The 15,185-nt window shown below is 62.7% G+C and carries 15 protein-coding genes; 10 read left to right on the forward strand and 5 right to left on the reverse strand.

Annotated features, from left to right (window positions below; all coding sequences use genetic code 11):
* The first annotated feature begins 8 nt into the window (after window positions 1–8).
* From IPK66_06115 to IPK66_06135, 5 genes are all read left to right on the forward strand, one after another.
* A complete protein-coding gene (locus IPK66_06115) occupies window positions 9–3,272 on the forward strand; it encodes an Eco57I restriction-modification methylase domain-containing protein (protein MBK8174844.1) in 3,264 nt (1,087 codons plus the stop codon).
* Window positions 3,269–3,865, forward strand: a complete 597-nt coding sequence (locus tag IPK66_06120; GenBank protein MBK8174845.1) for a hypothetical protein — start codon at window positions 3,269–3,271, stop codon at window positions 3,863–3,865. The genes IPK66_06115 and IPK66_06120 overlap by 4 nt, the downstream gene beginning before the upstream one ends.
* Before the next feature lie 478 nt (window positions 3,866–4,343).
* Window positions 4,344–5,270 (forward strand): DUF1738 domain-containing protein, encoded by a 927-nt coding sequence (locus IPK66_06125; protein MBK8174846.1) that lies wholly within the window; start codon window positions 4,344–4,346, stop codon window positions 5,268–5,270.
* Window positions 5,271–5,322: 52 nt separating this feature from the next.
* On the forward strand, window positions 5,323–5,553 hold the full coding sequence (locus tag IPK66_06130) for a hypothetical protein (GenBank protein MBK8174847.1): 231 nt from the start codon (window positions 5,323–5,325) through the stop codon (window positions 5,551–5,553).
* A complete protein-coding gene (locus IPK66_06135) occupies window positions 5,550–6,155 on the forward strand; it encodes a hypothetical protein (GenBank protein MBK8174848.1) in 606 nt (201 codons plus the stop codon). Before IPK66_06130 ends, IPK66_06135 begins: the two co-directional genes overlap by 4 nt.
* Window positions 6,156–6,272: 117 nt before the next feature.
* Here IPK66_06135 and IPK66_06140 read toward each other — a convergent pair whose 3' ends face one another.
* Genes IPK66_06140 through IPK66_06155 form a run of 4 tightly spaced genes read right to left on the reverse strand, consistent with a single transcriptional unit; the run spans window position 6,273 to window position 9,743 of the window.
* Complete coding sequence (locus IPK66_06140; GenBank protein ID MBK8174849.1) at window positions 6,273–6,497, reverse strand: hypothetical protein; 225 nt, start codon at window positions 6,495–6,497, stop codon at window positions 6,273–6,275.
* A gap of 5 nt (window positions 6,498–6,502) precedes the next feature.
* A complete protein-coding gene (locus IPK66_06145; protein ID MBK8174850.1) occupies window positions 6,503–7,594 on the reverse strand; it encodes a hypothetical protein in 1,092 nt (363 codons plus the stop codon).
* Window positions 7,595–7,602: 8 nt separating this feature from the next.
* Window positions 7,603–8,172: a hypothetical protein gene (locus IPK66_06150; GenBank protein MBK8174851.1), complete on the reverse strand. Its 570-nt coding sequence runs from the start codon at window positions 8,170–8,172 to the stop codon at window positions 7,603–7,605.
* Window positions 8,169–9,743 (reverse strand): type IV secretory system conjugative DNA transfer family protein, encoded by a 1,575-nt coding sequence (locus tag IPK66_06155; protein ID MBK8174852.1) that lies wholly within the window; start codon window positions 9,741–9,743, stop codon window positions 8,169–8,171. The genes IPK66_06150 and IPK66_06155 overlap by 4 nt, the downstream gene beginning before the upstream one ends.
* A gap of 166 nt (window positions 9,744–9,909) precedes the next feature.
* On the opposite strand from IPK66_06155, the gene IPK66_06160 reads away from it, so the two are divergent.
* From IPK66_06160 to IPK66_06170, 3 genes are all read left to right on the forward strand, one after another.
* Entirely contained in the window at window positions 9,910–10,239 is a 330-nt protein-coding gene (locus tag IPK66_06160) for a hypothetical protein (GenBank protein MBK8174853.1), read from the forward strand.
* Complete coding sequence (locus IPK66_06165; GenBank protein ID MBK8174854.1) at window positions 10,239–11,060, forward strand: hypothetical protein; 822 nt, start codon at window positions 10,239–10,241, stop codon at window positions 11,058–11,060. Before IPK66_06160 ends, IPK66_06165 begins: the two co-directional genes overlap by 1 nt.
* Window positions 11,061–11,148: 88 nt before the next feature.
* Complete coding sequence (locus tag IPK66_06170; protein MBK8174855.1) at window positions 11,149–11,499, forward strand: hypothetical protein; 351 nt, start codon at window positions 11,149–11,151, stop codon at window positions 11,497–11,499.
* Window positions 11,500–11,573: 74 nt separating this feature from the next.
* On the opposite strand, the gene IPK66_06175 is transcribed toward IPK66_06170, so the two are convergent.
* Window positions 11,574–11,930, reverse strand: a complete 357-nt coding sequence (locus tag IPK66_06175; GenBank protein MBK8174856.1) for a DUF736 domain-containing protein — start codon at window positions 11,928–11,930, stop codon at window positions 11,574–11,576.
* Between the two features lie 638 nt (window positions 11,931–12,568).
* Between IPK66_06175 and IPK66_06180 the strand changes: the two genes are divergently transcribed.
* Window positions 12,569–12,901 (forward strand): hypothetical protein, encoded by a 333-nt coding sequence (locus tag IPK66_06180; GenBank protein MBK8174857.1) that lies wholly within the window; start codon window positions 12,569–12,571, stop codon window positions 12,899–12,901.
* On the forward strand, window positions 12,898–14,817 hold the full coding sequence (locus IPK66_06185; protein MBK8174858.1) for a relaxase/mobilization nuclease domain-containing protein: 1,920 nt from the start codon (window positions 12,898–12,900) through the stop codon (window positions 14,815–14,817). The genes IPK66_06180 and IPK66_06185 overlap by 4 nt, the downstream gene beginning before the upstream one ends.
* The last annotated feature ends 368 nt before the right edge of the window (window positions 14,818–15,185 follow it).

The raw sequence follows: 15,185 nt of genomic DNA on the forward strand, positions 1-15,185 counted from the left end.
GGACAGCGATGGACTTCAACGCCGGGAATGCCAAGAAACTACTGGAGCAATTTGAGTTCGCGAAGCTCTTTGTCGAGGAATTGGGATGGGATCGGCATAACGCCGGCCTGTCCGTTGCAATCTCGGGCGCGACGTTCGGCCTGAAAGCAGTTGCGGAAAAGCGCGGGATGGTTGCCTGGGTTTGCCAGGTGCCTGCTGGTCAGCAAATTCCTGATCGGGCCACACGAAAGAAGATCGAGACCCAAGTCGCAAAGACGACGCTTGAGCACCTGGTCATCTTCATCGACGCCAAACGTGCCGAGCAGATATGGTGCTGGGCACGGCGCGAGGCGGGCAAGCCCGCTTCGGTTCCCGAGCACTTCTGGTACGCATCATCCGGCAATCGCGGCTTCTTGCAGAAGCTCCAAGCCATCGCTTTCTCGCTCGCTGAGGAGAGCACCCTGACGCTTGTCGATGTCACGGCGCGCGCCCGCGCCGCCTTCGATGTCGAGCGCGTCACCAAGCGCTTCTATGACCAGTTCAAGGCCGAACACAAAGCCTTCCTCGACTTCATCAGCGGTATCACCGATGTGGCCGACCGCGAATGGTATGCCTCGCTGATGCTCAACCGCCTGATGTTCATCTATTTCATGCAGCGAAAAGGCTTTCTCAACGGCGAGCGGGACTATCTGCGCGACAGGCTGGCGCGCTGCCAGCGCGAAAATGGCCAGGACAAGTTTTATTCTTTCTACCGCTACTTCCTTCTGCGCCTGTTCCATGAAGGGCTCGGCGGCAAGGAGCGGAACCCGGAACTCGACAAGCTCCTCGGCCGCATTCCCTATCTGAACGGAGGCCTGTTCGAGAAGCACACGATTGAGGAGCGCTGTCCCGACATCAAGATACCGGATGAGGCCTTTACGCGCATCTTCGCCTATTTCGACCGTTATCAATGGCATCTCGACGAACGCCCGCTGCGCAACGACAACGAGATCAACCCGGACGTTCTCGGCTACATCTTCGAGAAGTATATCAACCAGAAGCAGATGGGGGCCTACTACACCAAGGAGGACATCACCGAATATATTTCGAAAAATACGGTGATCCCTTTCCTGTTCGATGCCGCGAAGGCCAAATGCAAGGTGGCCTTCGAGAATCCGGGCGGCCCGACGATCTGGGATCATCTCTGCGACGATCCCGACCGGTACATCTACACCGCGGTAAAGCATGGCGCCGAACATCCGCTTCCGTCCGAGATCGCGGCGGGCATATCGGACGTTTCGGCGCGCACGCAATGGAACCGCACGGCATCGGGCGAATTCGGCTTGCCGACGGAAATCTGGCGCGAGGTCGTGGCCCGTCGCGCCCGCTACACGGAAATCCGCGCAAAACTGGCCGCGGGTGAAGTCCGTGAGATCAACGATCTCATCACGCTCAATCTCGATATCCGGCAATTCGCCCAGGATGTGATCGAGCGCTGCGAAGGGCCGGACCTGCTGCGTGCGTTCTGGAAGGCGATTGAGGGTGTGACTGTTCTTGATCCAACTTGCGGCTCAGGCGCGTTCCTGTTCGCCGCGCTCAACATTCTCGAACCCCTCTACGAGACCTGCCTCGACCGGATGGAGGCTTTTGTCGCCGATCTTGAGAGGTCATCCGAAGGCCATACGCCAAAAAGGTTCGAAGACTTTAAGACGACGCTGGCGAAGGTTGGCGCACACCCGAACGCGCGTTATTTCGCGCTAAAAAGCATCATTCTGAACAACCTCTACGGCGTTGATATCATGGAAGAGGCGGTCGAGATATGTAAGCTTCGCCTGTTCCTGAAGCTTGCCGCGCAGGTCGATCCTGACCAGAAGCACGAAAACCTCGGCATTGAACCGCTGCCGGATATCGACTTCAACATACGCGCCGGCAACACACTGGTCGGCTACGCGACTTATGCTGATGTGAAAAAGGCGCTTACGAGCAAGCTCGATCTCGATAATTCTCTGGAGACGATAACAAAGAGCGCGGCGGACCTTCAACAGACCTTCAATGCATTTCGGGCGCGGCAAATCGAAGGCGACGGTTCAGTGCCTGCCGAGGACAAGTTAGCGTTGCGCCAACGCCTGAAAAATCTCGAAGCTGAGCTCAACCGACATCTGGCGGCCGGTTACGGTGTGAGCGCGACGAATGGTGCGATATATGCCAAGTGGCTGAAGTCGCACGAGCCGTTTCACTGGTTCATCGAATTTCACGGCATCATGCACAGCGGCGGGTTTGATGTCATAGTCGGCAACCCACCGTATTTGGAGCTTCGTGAGGTTGATTATCGCCCGCAAGAGTTCAAATCGCTCGATGGAAACGCGATCCATGCAATGTGCATAGAGCGAAGTCTTCAGTTGATGAAGCCCACGGGAGCGATGAGCATGATCGTTCCACTTTCGCTGACGTCAACTCAACGAATGCGCTGTATTCAGGACATGCTCGAATCAAGCCGAAATGCTTGGTATGCGAATTTTGCTTGGAGACCGGCAAAGCTTTTTGATGCAGTTAATCGGGCTCTTACAATATTCATTGTCACGCCGAGCAATGCTGGAAGTACTTCCTCTACCAGCTACCAGAAATGGACCAGCGAAAACCGTGATGGTCTGGTTCAGCGTATGTCCTATGTTGACGTTCCGCGCAAGCGTAAGTTTTTCTGGGTGCCGAAGTTGGGCCACGATATCGAGCGATCTGTTCTTGATAAAATCATAAGCATAAATACAAAGATAAGCCATTTTGTCTCTCGTTCGGACAACTGGATATATTATCGGACAACAGGTGGATTGTACTGGAAGGTTTTTACAGATTTCGCTCCGGCATTCAACGTAAACGGCATACCCGGCAGCAGTAGTCGCGAAACCCATTTTTCCGTGGCACGTCACGAGCATATTAAACCGATGATAGGCATCCTCAGCAGTAGCCTATTTTGGTGGTGGTATACGATTTCGTCGAACCTGCGTGATCTGAACCCAGCAGACATACAGTCTTTTCCAGTTCCGTTGTCAGCCCTCGACAGCCCTGAAGTTAGGAAAGCGGGGGAGAAGTATCTGAGAGAATTAAATCAAAATAGCAACATGCTGGTGCGGGAGCAAAAGTCGACGGGGCGCACAGAAACTCAGTCGTTCAAGATTCAAAAATGCAAACAAACAATTGATGAAATAGATAGACTTATTGGACCCTTCTATGGGATCAATGATGCGGAATTGGATTTTATAGTCAGCTACGACCTGAAATTTCGTCTCGGAAGTGACAGCGAGGTTTCTGAGGAATGAAGATCGCCGTTCTCGCGTGGGGATCGCTGATCTGGGACCGTCGAGAGCTGGCGATCGCGGAAGACTTCAGGCCATGCGGCCCGCACCTTCCCGTTGAATTTTGCCGCGTTTCGGGTGACGGGCGTCTCACGCTGGTGATCGACGAAACCTTCGGCGCTTCCTGCTTGACCTATTCCGCCTTCAGCGCCATTGGCGATCTCAATGGCGCTCTTCAGAACCTTTGGATACGCGAGGGTTCACAGGACGAAAAGCTGCCCAGGGACGTGCGAGCGCATGGACGAGTTGGATTTGTCGATGTCGCGTCCGGGAACCAAAGCGACAGGGCGATGGAGCGTCACCCGAAGGCCGTCGCCACGATCGAGGCCTGGGTGCGGGCGAACGGGTTTGATGCGGCCATATGGACGGCGCTCGCCAGCAATTTCAGCGAGCCGGACAAGGCAGCCGGGCCGTTCTCGGTGAAAGCCGCGATCCGCTATCTCGAAACGCTCGGTGCGCCGAAGCTTAACCCCGCCCTGGGCTATATCCGCTCTGCGCCTGCCGAGGTCCAGACGCCTGTTCGAACTGCGGTCAATGCTCGCTGGCCGGAACGATGAACCGACCATGCCGGGCGCGGAACGGGCGGATGACCCGCAATTCATATCTCAAGGTGGCCGGTCCTATCCCGATCGCCTGATCCGGCGGCTCGGCACCGATTCGCTCAAGTTTTTTGGGGGCGCGTGCGGCTGACACCACACCGGGCTCTACTCCCCTGACCACTGCCGCGTGGTCAGGCTCCCGGAGCCCCGCCTTCGCCGGGTCTCCGCCATCCGGTGACGATCCCTCGCGCGAAGGCACACGGCCAGCCTGCGGCTGACGTTCATCTCCTTTTCGGGCCTGCGGCCCCAGGGCCGTCAAGGCAACCCTGACGGGCTGCGGCGGGGCGTATCCCCGATCTTCACTCCCGATGGTCGCTGCAGATCGGGTGATCCCCCTCGACCCCGCCTCCGGCCTGTGACGGCCCGTACCCCGCTCATTGGCGCTCGCCTAGCCGGTTTGCATGCGCAACCCGCTTTTCTAGGAAGGAGAAAGTCAATGAGTGCAGATGTTTACAGCCGGATCACCGGGCAGATCGTGGCCGAGCTTGAAAAGGGCGTTTTGCCGTGGATGAAGCCATGGGACGCCGCCCATGTCGCCGGTCCCGTGTCGCGGCCCTTGCGCGGTAACGGAATCCCGTACGGCGGAATCAACGTGCTGATGCTCTGGGTCGCCTCGATGGAGAAAGGTTTTTCCGCGCCCATCTGGATGACCTTCCGGCAGGCGAAGGAACTGGGGGCCCATGTGAAGAAGGGCGAGAAAGGTTCGCTGGTCGTTTACGCCAACACCATCACCCGCAAGGAGGAAGGCGAGAACGGGCAGGAAGAGACCCGCGAAATCCCGTTCATGAAGGGCTACACGGTTTTTAACGTGGAGCAGATCGAGGGACTCCCCGCCCACTTCACCGCGAAGAAGGAACCGCGCCGGAATCCGGATGAGCGGATCGCGCACGCGGAGGAGTTTTTCGCCAATACGGGGGCGGAAGTTCGGCACGGGGGCAACGCCGCTTACTTTGCGCCCGGTCCGGATTTCGTGCAGATGCCGGACTTCGAGAGCTTCCGCGACGCCGCCGCCTATTACGCCACGCTGGCCCACGAGTGCACCCACTGGACGAGGCACGAGAAGCGCCTTGACCGGGATTTTGGCCGGAAACGGTGGGGCGATGAAGGCTACGCGATGGAGGAGCTATGCGCCGAGCTTGGCGCGGCTTTCTTGTGCGCCGACCTCGAATTACGGCCCCAAATCCGGGAGGACCACGCGCCCTATATCGCCGGGTGGCTCAAGGTCCTGAAAGAGGACAAGCGGGCGATATTCAGCGCCGCCGCCCATGCCCAGAAGGCCGCCGACTTCCTGCATTCGTTGCAGCCCAAGGCGGAACAAATCGAGGGCCAGCCGGAGGAGGAGGAGGAGAAGGCCGCGGCGTGAGGAGCCTGCCCCCGCGAAGGCGGGGGCGGCCCCTTCTCCGGCAGGTGCCGCCATGAAGAAATCCGCAACCATCATGATCGAGGGCAGGCGCTATCTGTGGCGCGACATCCTCGCCCTGCGCAAGGCGCAGATCGAGACGGACCGCAAGGCCGAACAACTCGCCCTGTTCGCCCTCAAGGAGGATTGCAGGCCGCGCCCGGAGAAGACCGCCGCCGGGCGCTATGCCGAGCCGTCGCTGTTTACCCTGATCACCAACAACAACCAGAAGGAGGAAACCCCATGATATCAGAAGCCGAATACGACCGCCTGTACGCGAGCCGCCCGAAGACGACACGGGGGCGGGCGAACCGCGCCGCCCTGCTGATCCGGGGCGGACGCTGCTCCGGTGAATACAACCGCGCGTTCGACGATTGTTTCGAGATGGGCGACGGAGCGCAGGTGATGGCCCTGCTGATGGAAACGGTGCGCGAGTACCCCGAATTGAAGGAGATGATGAAGGCGCAGGGCGTGTGGTCCGACGACCTGGAAAACACGCCCCCGCCGAAACCCCTTGTCCTCACCGAAGAGGAAAAGACTTACGCGTTCCTGAAAGCCACCGGCGGCATGTCGGGCGCGGCCCAAAGATGGCGGGACCGCGCGGCCAAGGGGATGACCGACGAGGAGCTTGCCGAGGCGCTGGCTTTCGAGCTTGGGCAGGGCGGAAGCAGCGGTCCCGATAGCCTGTCGATCAGCCAGAACGGGGCAGGCCTGCGGATATGGGCAAGCTGGGACGTGCAGAACATCCACACGGCGAAGCCGGTATTCGCAGGCAAGCATTCAATCGCCAAGGCGCGGGAAGTCTACCGCATCCGCGACCCCGCCGACCGGCAGCTTGCCTTGTTCTGAAAGGGCGAAATTCGCGGCCCCGGCACCCCGGTGCCGGGGCCGGGGCGAGTCCGTTTCGTTTTCAGCCCCGGACGCGCGGACGCGTCCGCCCCTGATCCCCGCCCGTTTTATTCCAGTCTAAAATGGAAGTTGGTCGTCAAAATCGACTTTGCCGTCACGATGGTCTTTCTCCCATGCCTCATACCTGATCTTGCCGGCAACGGTCTCTTGCAGAAGCTGCGCAAAGTAGCTTTCGATGTCCGGGCACCCGGCCTCGCTCGCCCAGCGCAAGACGGCCTCGACCTCCTCCTGCGAGAGGCTGACCTGAAGGCAGACGTGGCGCTTGCTGTCAGGGTCCGGCATCCGGTTCATCCCTGCCGGACGCGGCGTTTCAGCAGCATCCACCCCGCCAGCACGAGGGCGAGAACGATTCCGCCGAGGACCACCCATGTGATGGTCGCGCCGGAGAAGAAGCCGCGGTCCGGCGCGGGGACGTTGGCCTGGCGGAGGGCCTCTGCCCGCATTCGCTCGATGTCGGCGCGGCGGCGCTCGTCCTCGATGCGGGCCTTTTCCGCCTGCACATCGGCAACGATCACGTCCGCCACCGAGCACGGCAGGATCACGTAAGTATCGGGCAGGCGCGCATAGGCCTTCTGCAGGCCGCTCTCATACGCGGCGCGAACGCTCTGGCAGTTGGTGAGCGACAGGAACGCGCCTGCAGGGATTTTTTCGGCGAGGCCAAGGCACTTCCGGACATGCGGGAGGGCATTGCCCGGATCGTAATCCATGCACGGCTCCCACTTCGGCCGGGCTTGCGCTTCCGCTGCGGGCTTGGGCTTGAGCGAGGCAAGGTAGTCCGCCGCCACCGTGCAGTCGGGACGGACGTAAGCTTTGGGGAGCTTCTGATCGAGGCTCGCCGCCTTGAGGCCAGCCTCGTAATTGTTCAGCACGTCGCCGCAACCCTGCAGGCTCTCGGTTTTGCGCTCGCGCCCGTAGTAGCCGGGAACAAACGTCTCAAGGCAGGATTTGAGGTGCTGCTCCTGCGGCACGCTGCCGAACCCCAGGCACCCGCCCCAGAAGGGCGTCGCGCCCGTCATTTCCTTCGAGGCGCGGGCGAGAATCTCGCAGGACGGTGCGAGGCTCTCATCCTTCATAATCGCATTCAGCCGCGCGAGCCGCCGGTTCGCCTCGGCCTTGTTCGTCGGCATCGGCTCCTGCTGCATCGAGGCGTAGAGCGCGGTCCGGTACTGCTTGCGCACCGACATGCAGTCGTTCGTGGCGATGTTGTTCACGAACATGTTCTCGCCCCGCGAGCCGCGGAACGAGGACATGCAGGCATAGACCTCGTCGAAATTCTTCGGGTCCGCCTCTAAACAGTCGGCGGTCAAGGCGTGCGCCTCGCGGCCAGCGCCAAGGCTCACGAGCAGCGCGAGAACGGCGAGAAAGACGGCGGCGCGCATGAAACCCCCTATTCCTGATAGAAATACGAGCAGACCGGAAATTGCCGGTCTGCCGGTCCGTTGTACCAGCGCAGGCCCCTGAAGGTGATGTAAGTGCAGTGCAGGACCCGCCCCGGCGCGGTGTCGCTGACGAACTTGCCGTTTTCCCAGCGGTCCGAGCCGGGGACGTGCACGTTGGCGACCTCTTCGGACTCGTGGATCAAGACCCCCGAGGGCAGGTAGCGCGGGGCGATGATGAGCAGCGAAAGAACCAGCGAGACGCCGCCGACCAGCACATACTCCCGGATGAATCCGGGAGCGGGCAGGCTGATCCCGAGAACGCGTTCGGTCCGCCGGTGCTCACGCACCGCCCGGTGCAGGACATACCGAACCCCGGCGTTGACGAGCAGGATGATGCTCGCGCCCAGCAATATCCACGGCGCGGCGATCGCGCTGAACATCCAGAAGAGGCCGCCGCGCGGCGCGAGCGGCCCGCCGAGATCGCTCAGCAGCAGCCACAGGCACCCCAGGAACGCGGGAGCGATAAAGACCGCGCAGAATAGGACGAACTTGCTGGCGCGCCAGGCCTTGACGATCACCGGAACCACCCCCGCTTCTTCGGCTCTTCGACGGTGCGGCGGCGTAAGTTTTCGAGCGTTGGCGGGGCATCGCCGTAACCTTGCGCCCAGTCGCGCTTGCCGTGGAAAAACGGATCGAGATGCGGGACGCGCTCCAGCGCCCACGGCAGTTCGTCGGCGATCAGGACAAGCTGGTTTCCCCTCTCGCGCGAGAAGAGGTAGCGCGCTTCGGCTGGCTGCAGGAGTTCGACCACCTTGGAAGAATAGCTCGCGCTGGAGCCGCGCTGCCCCGTGGTCTCGGACTCGCTGACCTCGATCACCTTGGTCTGCCCGAGCCTGCGGCCGATATGATCCAGCGTCGTTATGTCCGTGTTGCCGAAAAACTGCAGGCACCCGGCGTTCCCGAGAAACGTCTCCCAGGTCTTCTCGTACAAATGCTGGAGCTGGCTGAGGTCCTGCATCACGAACAGCAGCTTGACCCCGTACCCGGCCATCAGCCCCGCGGCTGTCGAAATCGCATCCATCGCCCCGAGCGTGGGCATCTCGTCTAACAGGAACAGCACGGGGTGGCGGGCGGGTGTCCGCTCGCGCTCCATCGCGGCGAGCGAGAGCGCGATCATGATCCGCATCCAGCGCTGGTGCGTGGCCATCCGCGAGGCGGGAAGGCAGAGGTAAATCGTCATGCCTTCCGGCGCGGATTTAAGCGCTTCGAGCTTCAGCCCTTCGGACGTACTCTTCAGCACGTCCTGCATCGGCGGGCTCTCTAAAAAGCGCGTGTTGCGACTGGCGGTACTGAGCACACTGCCGCGCTCGGTCGCGCCCATGCTGGCCAGGCGCACCGCCATGCCGGAGATCGCCCCGCCGAACGCTTCGTTGTCTTCCATGCGGGCCAGCAGCGCGAGCAGCGGATCGGAGAGCTTTTCATCCTCGCTGCTCAGCTCTTCCGCGGCGCAGGTATCGCCCTGCGTCAGCAGCTCGTAAACCCGCACGAGGTTGCGACGGGCCGGAGGCTCCGTCGTCGCCACATGCAGGATGAGGGCGGAGATCAACTGGCGGGCGGACTCGTCCCAATGCGGGTCCTTTTCGTTACCGCGCATGACGATGGCGTCCGCGAGCATCGCGGCGTTGTCGGTGGCCAGCCTGCGCCCGGCTTCCGTTTCGACCTCGACAATGTCGAGAGGATTGAAGCTGGCAGTGCTGTGATTGGGCACGGTGCCGAACGGATCGAGGATGTAGACCCGCTGGCCCATTCCCTCGCAGTACGCCGAGCCCTTGCCACGCCGCGCCGCCGTGAGGGCCGCGTTCTCGCCCTTGGGATCGAGGCAGATGCAGCTTCCGGGGTAAAGGCACAGGTTCGGCCAGATGACCGTGAGGTTCTTTCCGGCGCGGCTTCCGGCGATCACCGCATGATGGCGGTTGTCGTCGATGCCGACGAGCCGCCCGTCGGCGGCGCGTCCCAGAAAGATGTGCCCGTCGCGGTAGGCGTATTTGTCCGGGATGTCGCTCGCCCGCGCCCAGCGCATCAGCGCCGGAATATCGCCGTCCGGATCGCCGATGCCGCGCGGGAAGTGTTCGACGAACTCGCCTGCCAAGCCGCCCTTCCGACCCCTGTGGATACCCGATTGGGAGGTTCCACAAGTATATCAGCGCGCAATTTCTTCCCGCGTGATCGGGATCACCGTCGCGGCCGGAAGGCCCATCTATACCTGAGCCAAGGCAACGGCCGTGGCCGTGGCGGCAACCGGCAGGGAAGATGCCATGCCAGACAAGGACGAGCCGTTCGGGAACGCGCCGGACCTGAAGCGCGCCTTTGAAGACGCGCGCGATGGAAAGGCACCTCCGGCTGCGCCGCCCCGGGAACAGGAGAAGCAACAAGGCAGGACGGAAGCGCCAGGCCTGCACTACAGGCCCAGGGGCGTGATCAGAAGAGCCGTGGACGATCAGGTCCGCCAAGGGCAGAGCGAGGATGAGGCCCGCAGGGTCGCAGAGCGCAAGGAAGGGGGCGAGCGGGACGGCAAGAAGCCGCGCCGCGTCACGCAGCTTGCCCGCGCCTTCAACCGTGAAAAGGACAAGGGCCGGGAGCCCTGATGAATGAGGCGGTAAGCCCGGCGGCTTTCCTGTCCGGTGACGATCTTCGCATCGAAAAGCTGCGGGCGGCTCTCCGCGCCTACCGCGCCTTCACGCGCGGGCGCAGCCGTTCGAGTCTCACCTGGCTGGAGCTGTCCGGCGACATCGAGGCCTATACGAACGTGGCCATGGGCGCGGAAGTGCTGCGCCAGTTCGTCGAGGGCGTGAGCAAGAAGGACCCGGCCCGCACCCGCATTCCCTCCGAGCAAAATCTGGAGGCGATCGTCGCGTTCCTCACCCATCCCGAGATCGATGCGTTGTCGCGCAAAGAACTGAAGGAGGACGATTTCGCGTGGCAGGCCTGCGTCCGGCTATCGCAGTTCCTGCGGCAGGAGTTCGACGCCGAGCCGGTCCGCCCGCCGCCTTCGCTGGAGGGAACCTACCGGGCCGTGACCGCGACCGACGGCGCGACCTTCGCCACCCTTCTGCGGCTTCAGCTCCGCCCCGAGGACGGGACCGTGCTCGTCCGCGAGAGCGCCGACCTCTACGAGGACGAGGCGCACGGCCGCCACAAGGCGCACCGCGAGGCCGTGGGGTGGTCGGTCCTGACGCCCGAGGACAGCCTGCTGTTTTTCCTGAAAGACCTGCCCTACGGGCGCAATCATTACTGGGTGCTGGCGGCAGAGGCAGACTTGTGGAGCGACACGCCGCCCGGCCGCCTGATCCTGCTGCGGCACGATTATCCCCCCGAATTGGGCGAGAGCGGCTGGCAGGTCAACGACCTGCGGGCCGCGATTGCCGCCCGGATGGCGGCCAGCATCCACGTCTTCGAGCGGGTGTGAGATGCCACCCCCCGGCAAGCCCACGAGCAAGGACGGGAGCAAGGATGACGCGCTCCTGCACGCCGCACGCAATGCCGATGCGGAAACGATGAAGCGCGCGATCGAGGACGGAGCATCCGTCAATGCAAGGGACCGGGAAACCGGAGCCGCGGCGCTGCACTTGACGGCCGCGCAAGGTGCAAGGCCCGCCATGCGCGTCCTTTTTGCCTCAGGAAAATGCGATCATCTGGCCCGCGACCGGCAGGGACGGCTGGCGTCGGAACTCGCCGGAGTTTATGGCCGCGACCCGGCGATGGCCCGGCTGTTGATGAGGAAGGAACTGCAGCAGGCGAGAGCGCAGGGACTGGAGCTGAAACGCCGCGGACAGGAACCGGCCCGAAAGAAGCCTCGCGCCGTCACCCGGATGACCAAGGACCGCGACCGGGACCGGGAGCGGTAGCGCACAAAAGATCGGCGGGCGCGACTTTCGCCGCTCCCGCCGTCCTTACGTCCCGTCTGGGACCTCGAAATACCTTACCGGGAGGCTTCGTTTTCTAACGCGTCCTCCCGGTCCCGGCTTACCTGCCGGTTCGGGCGCTGCCACATCAGGCCCATTTTACCTTCGGCCTCATTGACGAGGTTGGCCTGGATTTTCCGGGGCATCGAGGGGTCATCCAGATTGACCCGGAGGTAAGGTTCGCCCCCGCTCTGACTCTTGCGGTCCCACGCCGCGCCGATATCCGCGCCGTTGGCCGAGACCGCCTGGTAATGAGGGCCTTCCGCTTTCGCGTCCGCAATGCGAACGAGCTGCACGTCGAATCGCATCTCCATCGTCCGCACCTGTCCTTTGTAGCCGTTGTCCGTGGCCACAAACTCACCGATCCGCGCCATGTCCATATCCTTTCCATGAAGGGTGTAACTGGCGTGGATCGTGACAGGACTTGCGCACCGGATTCCTCGCGGCAGCCTCGTCCTCTTGGCAGGCGTTCAAATCTCCATTACAAACAATACAACACAAATGCAGCGTAAAATTCAGGCTGCGTTTACCATCGCTTCCCCATAATGAATCTATGGGCTTAAGGCCCGCGGTACAGTTTTGTACAAGGTGTGCGTGGGTAGTACCACGCGCACCTTGCGGGGGGAGTTTCCCACTCCCCCGCGGACCCCCCTCGGGCAATCCCCAGGGCGAAACCATCCTTGATGGATGCTTTGCGCCGGGGGATTGATCAGCCGTGCCGCGGATCGACCGCAGGCCCGGCTGAGCGATGCGGGCGGCGCGCCCCCATCGCCTGCATCGGCATGGCCGATGCAGCCAGGGAGGAGACTTCGCTCTCCCCCTGGACCCCCATCGACCGGGCTGCTGTCCGCGCCCTGGACCCCGGACCGGTGTTCCGACACCGGCTTCGGCCAATGGAGATGTCGGCTCTCCCTTGGAACCCATCGACCGGGGAGGCCCCGGTCCCCCGTTATGCCCCGCCGCGAGGACCGGGCGAGGCAGGCGGCAAAGCCGATGAACGATAACCACTGTCATGCCGGAGAAGACCGCCCATAGGCGCGACGCGCCGATCTCCTACCGCCCGCCCAAGGCGCTGCGGGAGGAGTTCTATCGGCGCTTCGAAGACTCCGGCCTGAGCATGAATGCGTTCATCACCAAAGGCGTCCTGGGCAGCAAATCTCGCCGCGCACAAGACGAGCGCTTGATTCTTGCCCGGCTGCTCCAGGACGCGGGCAGGATCGCCGACCGGCTACACGACATGTCGCTTGCAGATGCAAGCGAATGCCCGCCCGATCTCAAATCGGCCTTGGACGACCTCGCGCAAATCCGCGCCGCGCTGCTTGCGCTGATGGGGCGGCGTCCATGATCCCCTTCGGCAGCCAGCGCGCTTTGGGACAGGACCTCGCCACCCACCTCCTGAACGCCCACGACAACGAGACGCTGGAGGTGGCGCAGGTGCGCGGGTCCGTCGCCCGCGACCTGCACGGCGCGTTCGCCGAATGGGAGGCGGTGGCGCACGGCCTCACGCGCTGCCGCAATTACCTCTACAGCCTGTCCATCAACCCGGACCCGGCGCAGGGACGCCTGACCCGCGAGCAGTATCTCGATTATGTGGGCCGCGTTGAGGAGCGTCTTGGCCTCGCCGGGCAGCCGCGCGCCGTGATCTTTCACGAGAAGCACGGGCGGCAGCACTGCCACGTCGTCTGGTCGCGGATCGACGCCGAAAAAGGCACGGCCCGGCACCTCGCCTTCGACCATGAAAAGCTGATGATGGTCACGCGAGAGTTCGCCCGCGACCATGGCCTGCGGCTCCCGGACGGATATTTCCGGGATCGTGGTGATAAGCAGAAGGGCGGGCAGCAGAGCCTCTACGAGCGGGCGCAGGAAGCCGCGACGGGCCTCTCCAAAGAAGAGCGGATGCTGCACGTGACGCAGGCCTGGCGGGCGTCCGATAGTCCCAAGGCGTTCGTCCGGGCGCTGGAGGAGTTGGGCTATGTGCTGGCCACCGGCAAGCGCCCTTACGTGCTGGTCGATGTGTACGGGGAAGTGAACGCCCTTCCCAAACTGATCGACGACAAGACCGTCCGCACGAAAGACATCCGTGCCTTCCTCGAAACGGAATTCCCGCCGGAGAGCCTGCCGTCGGTCGAGGAGGCGCAGGCCATGATCGCGCAGCACCGCCGGGCCATCGAGGACTTCAACAAGGCGAAGGCCAAAACCGACGAGCTGGACAAGCTGAAAGCGCAGCAGGCGCAGCGCCTCCGTGGTGTTGAAAAAGACGCCGCCGAGCTGAAGGTCCGGCAGGCGCGGGAGCGGGTCGAGCTTTCGGCTCAGCAGAAGCAGCAGCGCTCCGCACTGCGTGCCGCTTATCTCGACGAGATGAAACGGCGGAAGATCGAGCGGGCGCAGCATCGGCCCACAGGCCTTGCCGCGTTTCTCGGGCGTATCACCGGCGTCGCGCTGATGACCAGGAAGCTGCACAAGTACCGCGACCGCAAGCGGTTCGAGGCGTTCCTGGCGGAAAGGAAGCAGCTCCTCGACCGCCAGGGTCAGGAGCGGCTCGCGCTGCGCCGCGCTCAACAGGTGCAGGCGGCGGACGTAAACCGGAACTTGCGGGCACTCGACCAGATCGAGCAGCGGGAATGCCGCTCGCTTGAAACCGCCATGCTGAAACAGCGGCGGATCGAGGAGCGTCGCCGTCACGACCACCGGATGCCCCCTGTGAAGGCGAAGACGGACACGCCGAAGAAAGCGCGGCGGGTGACGAACCCCTACACCTCAACGCTTGCCCGCGAACTGGCGGAGCGCGCCGCTGCGCGAAAATCGGCCGCCCAGGCGATCGATCTCAAGGCAGAGTTTTCCCGTGCCGCAGCAGGCCCGGCAGCCGCCGGGGGCGAAGCCTCGAAGGCTCCGGGAAGCGCGGAAAAGGAACGCCGCTTGCGCCGCGTCACCGGGCGGCGCGTGGTGACGGACGTCAATCTACAGGGTGATTTTGAACACGCGGCAGAGCGGGGACGCGTTGAGGGTTCAGGAGAGGCGGACAAGGCCCCAAACCCGCACCGGACGCTCGCCGACTACCGGGCGTCCAAACGCCGGGTCATCACGGACGTGAACTTAGAGGGCGACTTCGAGCACGCCGCCACGCACCGCGGGAATTACGGCGGCGAGGACAGCGCCTCATCCGACGGTCCGAAGCCGCCGATCACCCCGACGCCAAAACCGCCCCGGCCCCGCAGGCCGCGGGGAAGGAACCGCGACAAAGACTTTGATCGGGACCTCTGACCGACCATAAATTTTGCTTATTATAGGCGCTTGCAAAAGGTTCGGCCCGCAGGTGGAGGCTGGTGCGGCTGGCCATTGCTGTGCGACAGACCGGACGCCCGGACGACTTCAGTCATGGCTGGCATGAGAGGCCGGAGCCCGTGGAAAGGGAGAGAAGAGTGCGGACGACGATGCCCGCCTCGCCGAAGCGATCAGTAAACATACGCTCCGGTCCGGCACGGGCCTGGCCTTTTTACCTCGCAAGATGCGGATCGATAAGCATAGCCTCTATAACGTGTCGTAGCACAAGACAGAAGCAGAAACAGAAGCCAAATAAATCGGTTTACGCACGGAACATACACTGAGACTGTGGATTTTTATTTACGGCA

This window comes from Rhodospirillales bacterium, assembly GCA_016712595.1.
Classification (GTDB): Bacteria; Pseudomonadota; Alphaproteobacteria; order Rhodospirillales; family Defluviicoccaceae; genus Defluviicoccus.

Coding starts and splice junctions, on each gene's coding strand:
- IPK66_06115 (MBK8174844.1), top strand. CDS start 9: ATGGACTTCAACGCCGGGAATGCCAAGAAACTACTGGAGCAATTTGAG.
- IPK66_06120 (MBK8174845.1), top strand. CDS start 3,269: ATGAAGATCGCCGTTCTCGCGTGGGGATCGCTGATCTGGGACCGTCGA.
- IPK66_06125 (MBK8174846.1), top strand. CDS start 4,344: ATGAGTGCAGATGTTTACAGCCGGATCACCGGGCAGATCGTGGCCGAG.
- IPK66_06130 (MBK8174847.1), top strand. CDS start 5,323: ATGAAGAAATCCGCAACCATCATGATCGAGGGCAGGCGCTATCTGTGG.
- IPK66_06135 (MBK8174848.1), top strand. CDS start 5,550: ATGATATCAGAAGCCGAATACGACCGCCTGTACGCGAGCCGCCCGAAG.
- IPK66_06140 (MBK8174849.1), bottom strand. CDS start 6,497: ATGCCGGACCCTGACAGCAAGCGCCACGTCTGCCTTCAGGTCAGCCTC.
- IPK66_06145 (MBK8174850.1), bottom strand. CDS start 7,594: ATGCGCGCCGCCGTCTTTCTCGCCGTTCTCGCGCTGCTCGTGAGCCTT.
- IPK66_06160 (MBK8174853.1), top strand. CDS start 9,910: ATGCCAGACAAGGACGAGCCGTTCGGGAACGCGCCGGACCTGAAGCGC.
- IPK66_06165 (MBK8174854.1), top strand. CDS start 10,239: ATGAATGAGGCGGTAAGCCCGGCGGCTTTCCTGTCCGGTGACGATCTT.
- IPK66_06170 (MBK8174855.1), top strand. CDS start 11,149: ATGAAGCGCGCGATCGAGGACGGAGCATCCGTCAATGCAAGGGACCGG.
- IPK66_06175 (MBK8174856.1), bottom strand. CDS start 11,930: ATGGCGCGGATCGGTGAGTTTGTGGCCACGGACAACGGCTACAAAGGA.
- IPK66_06180 (MBK8174857.1), top strand. CDS start 12,569: ATGCCGGAGAAGACCGCCCATAGGCGCGACGCGCCGATCTCCTACCGC.
- IPK66_06185 (MBK8174858.1), top strand. CDS start 12,898: ATGATCCCCTTCGGCAGCCAGCGCGCTTTGGGACAGGACCTCGCCACC.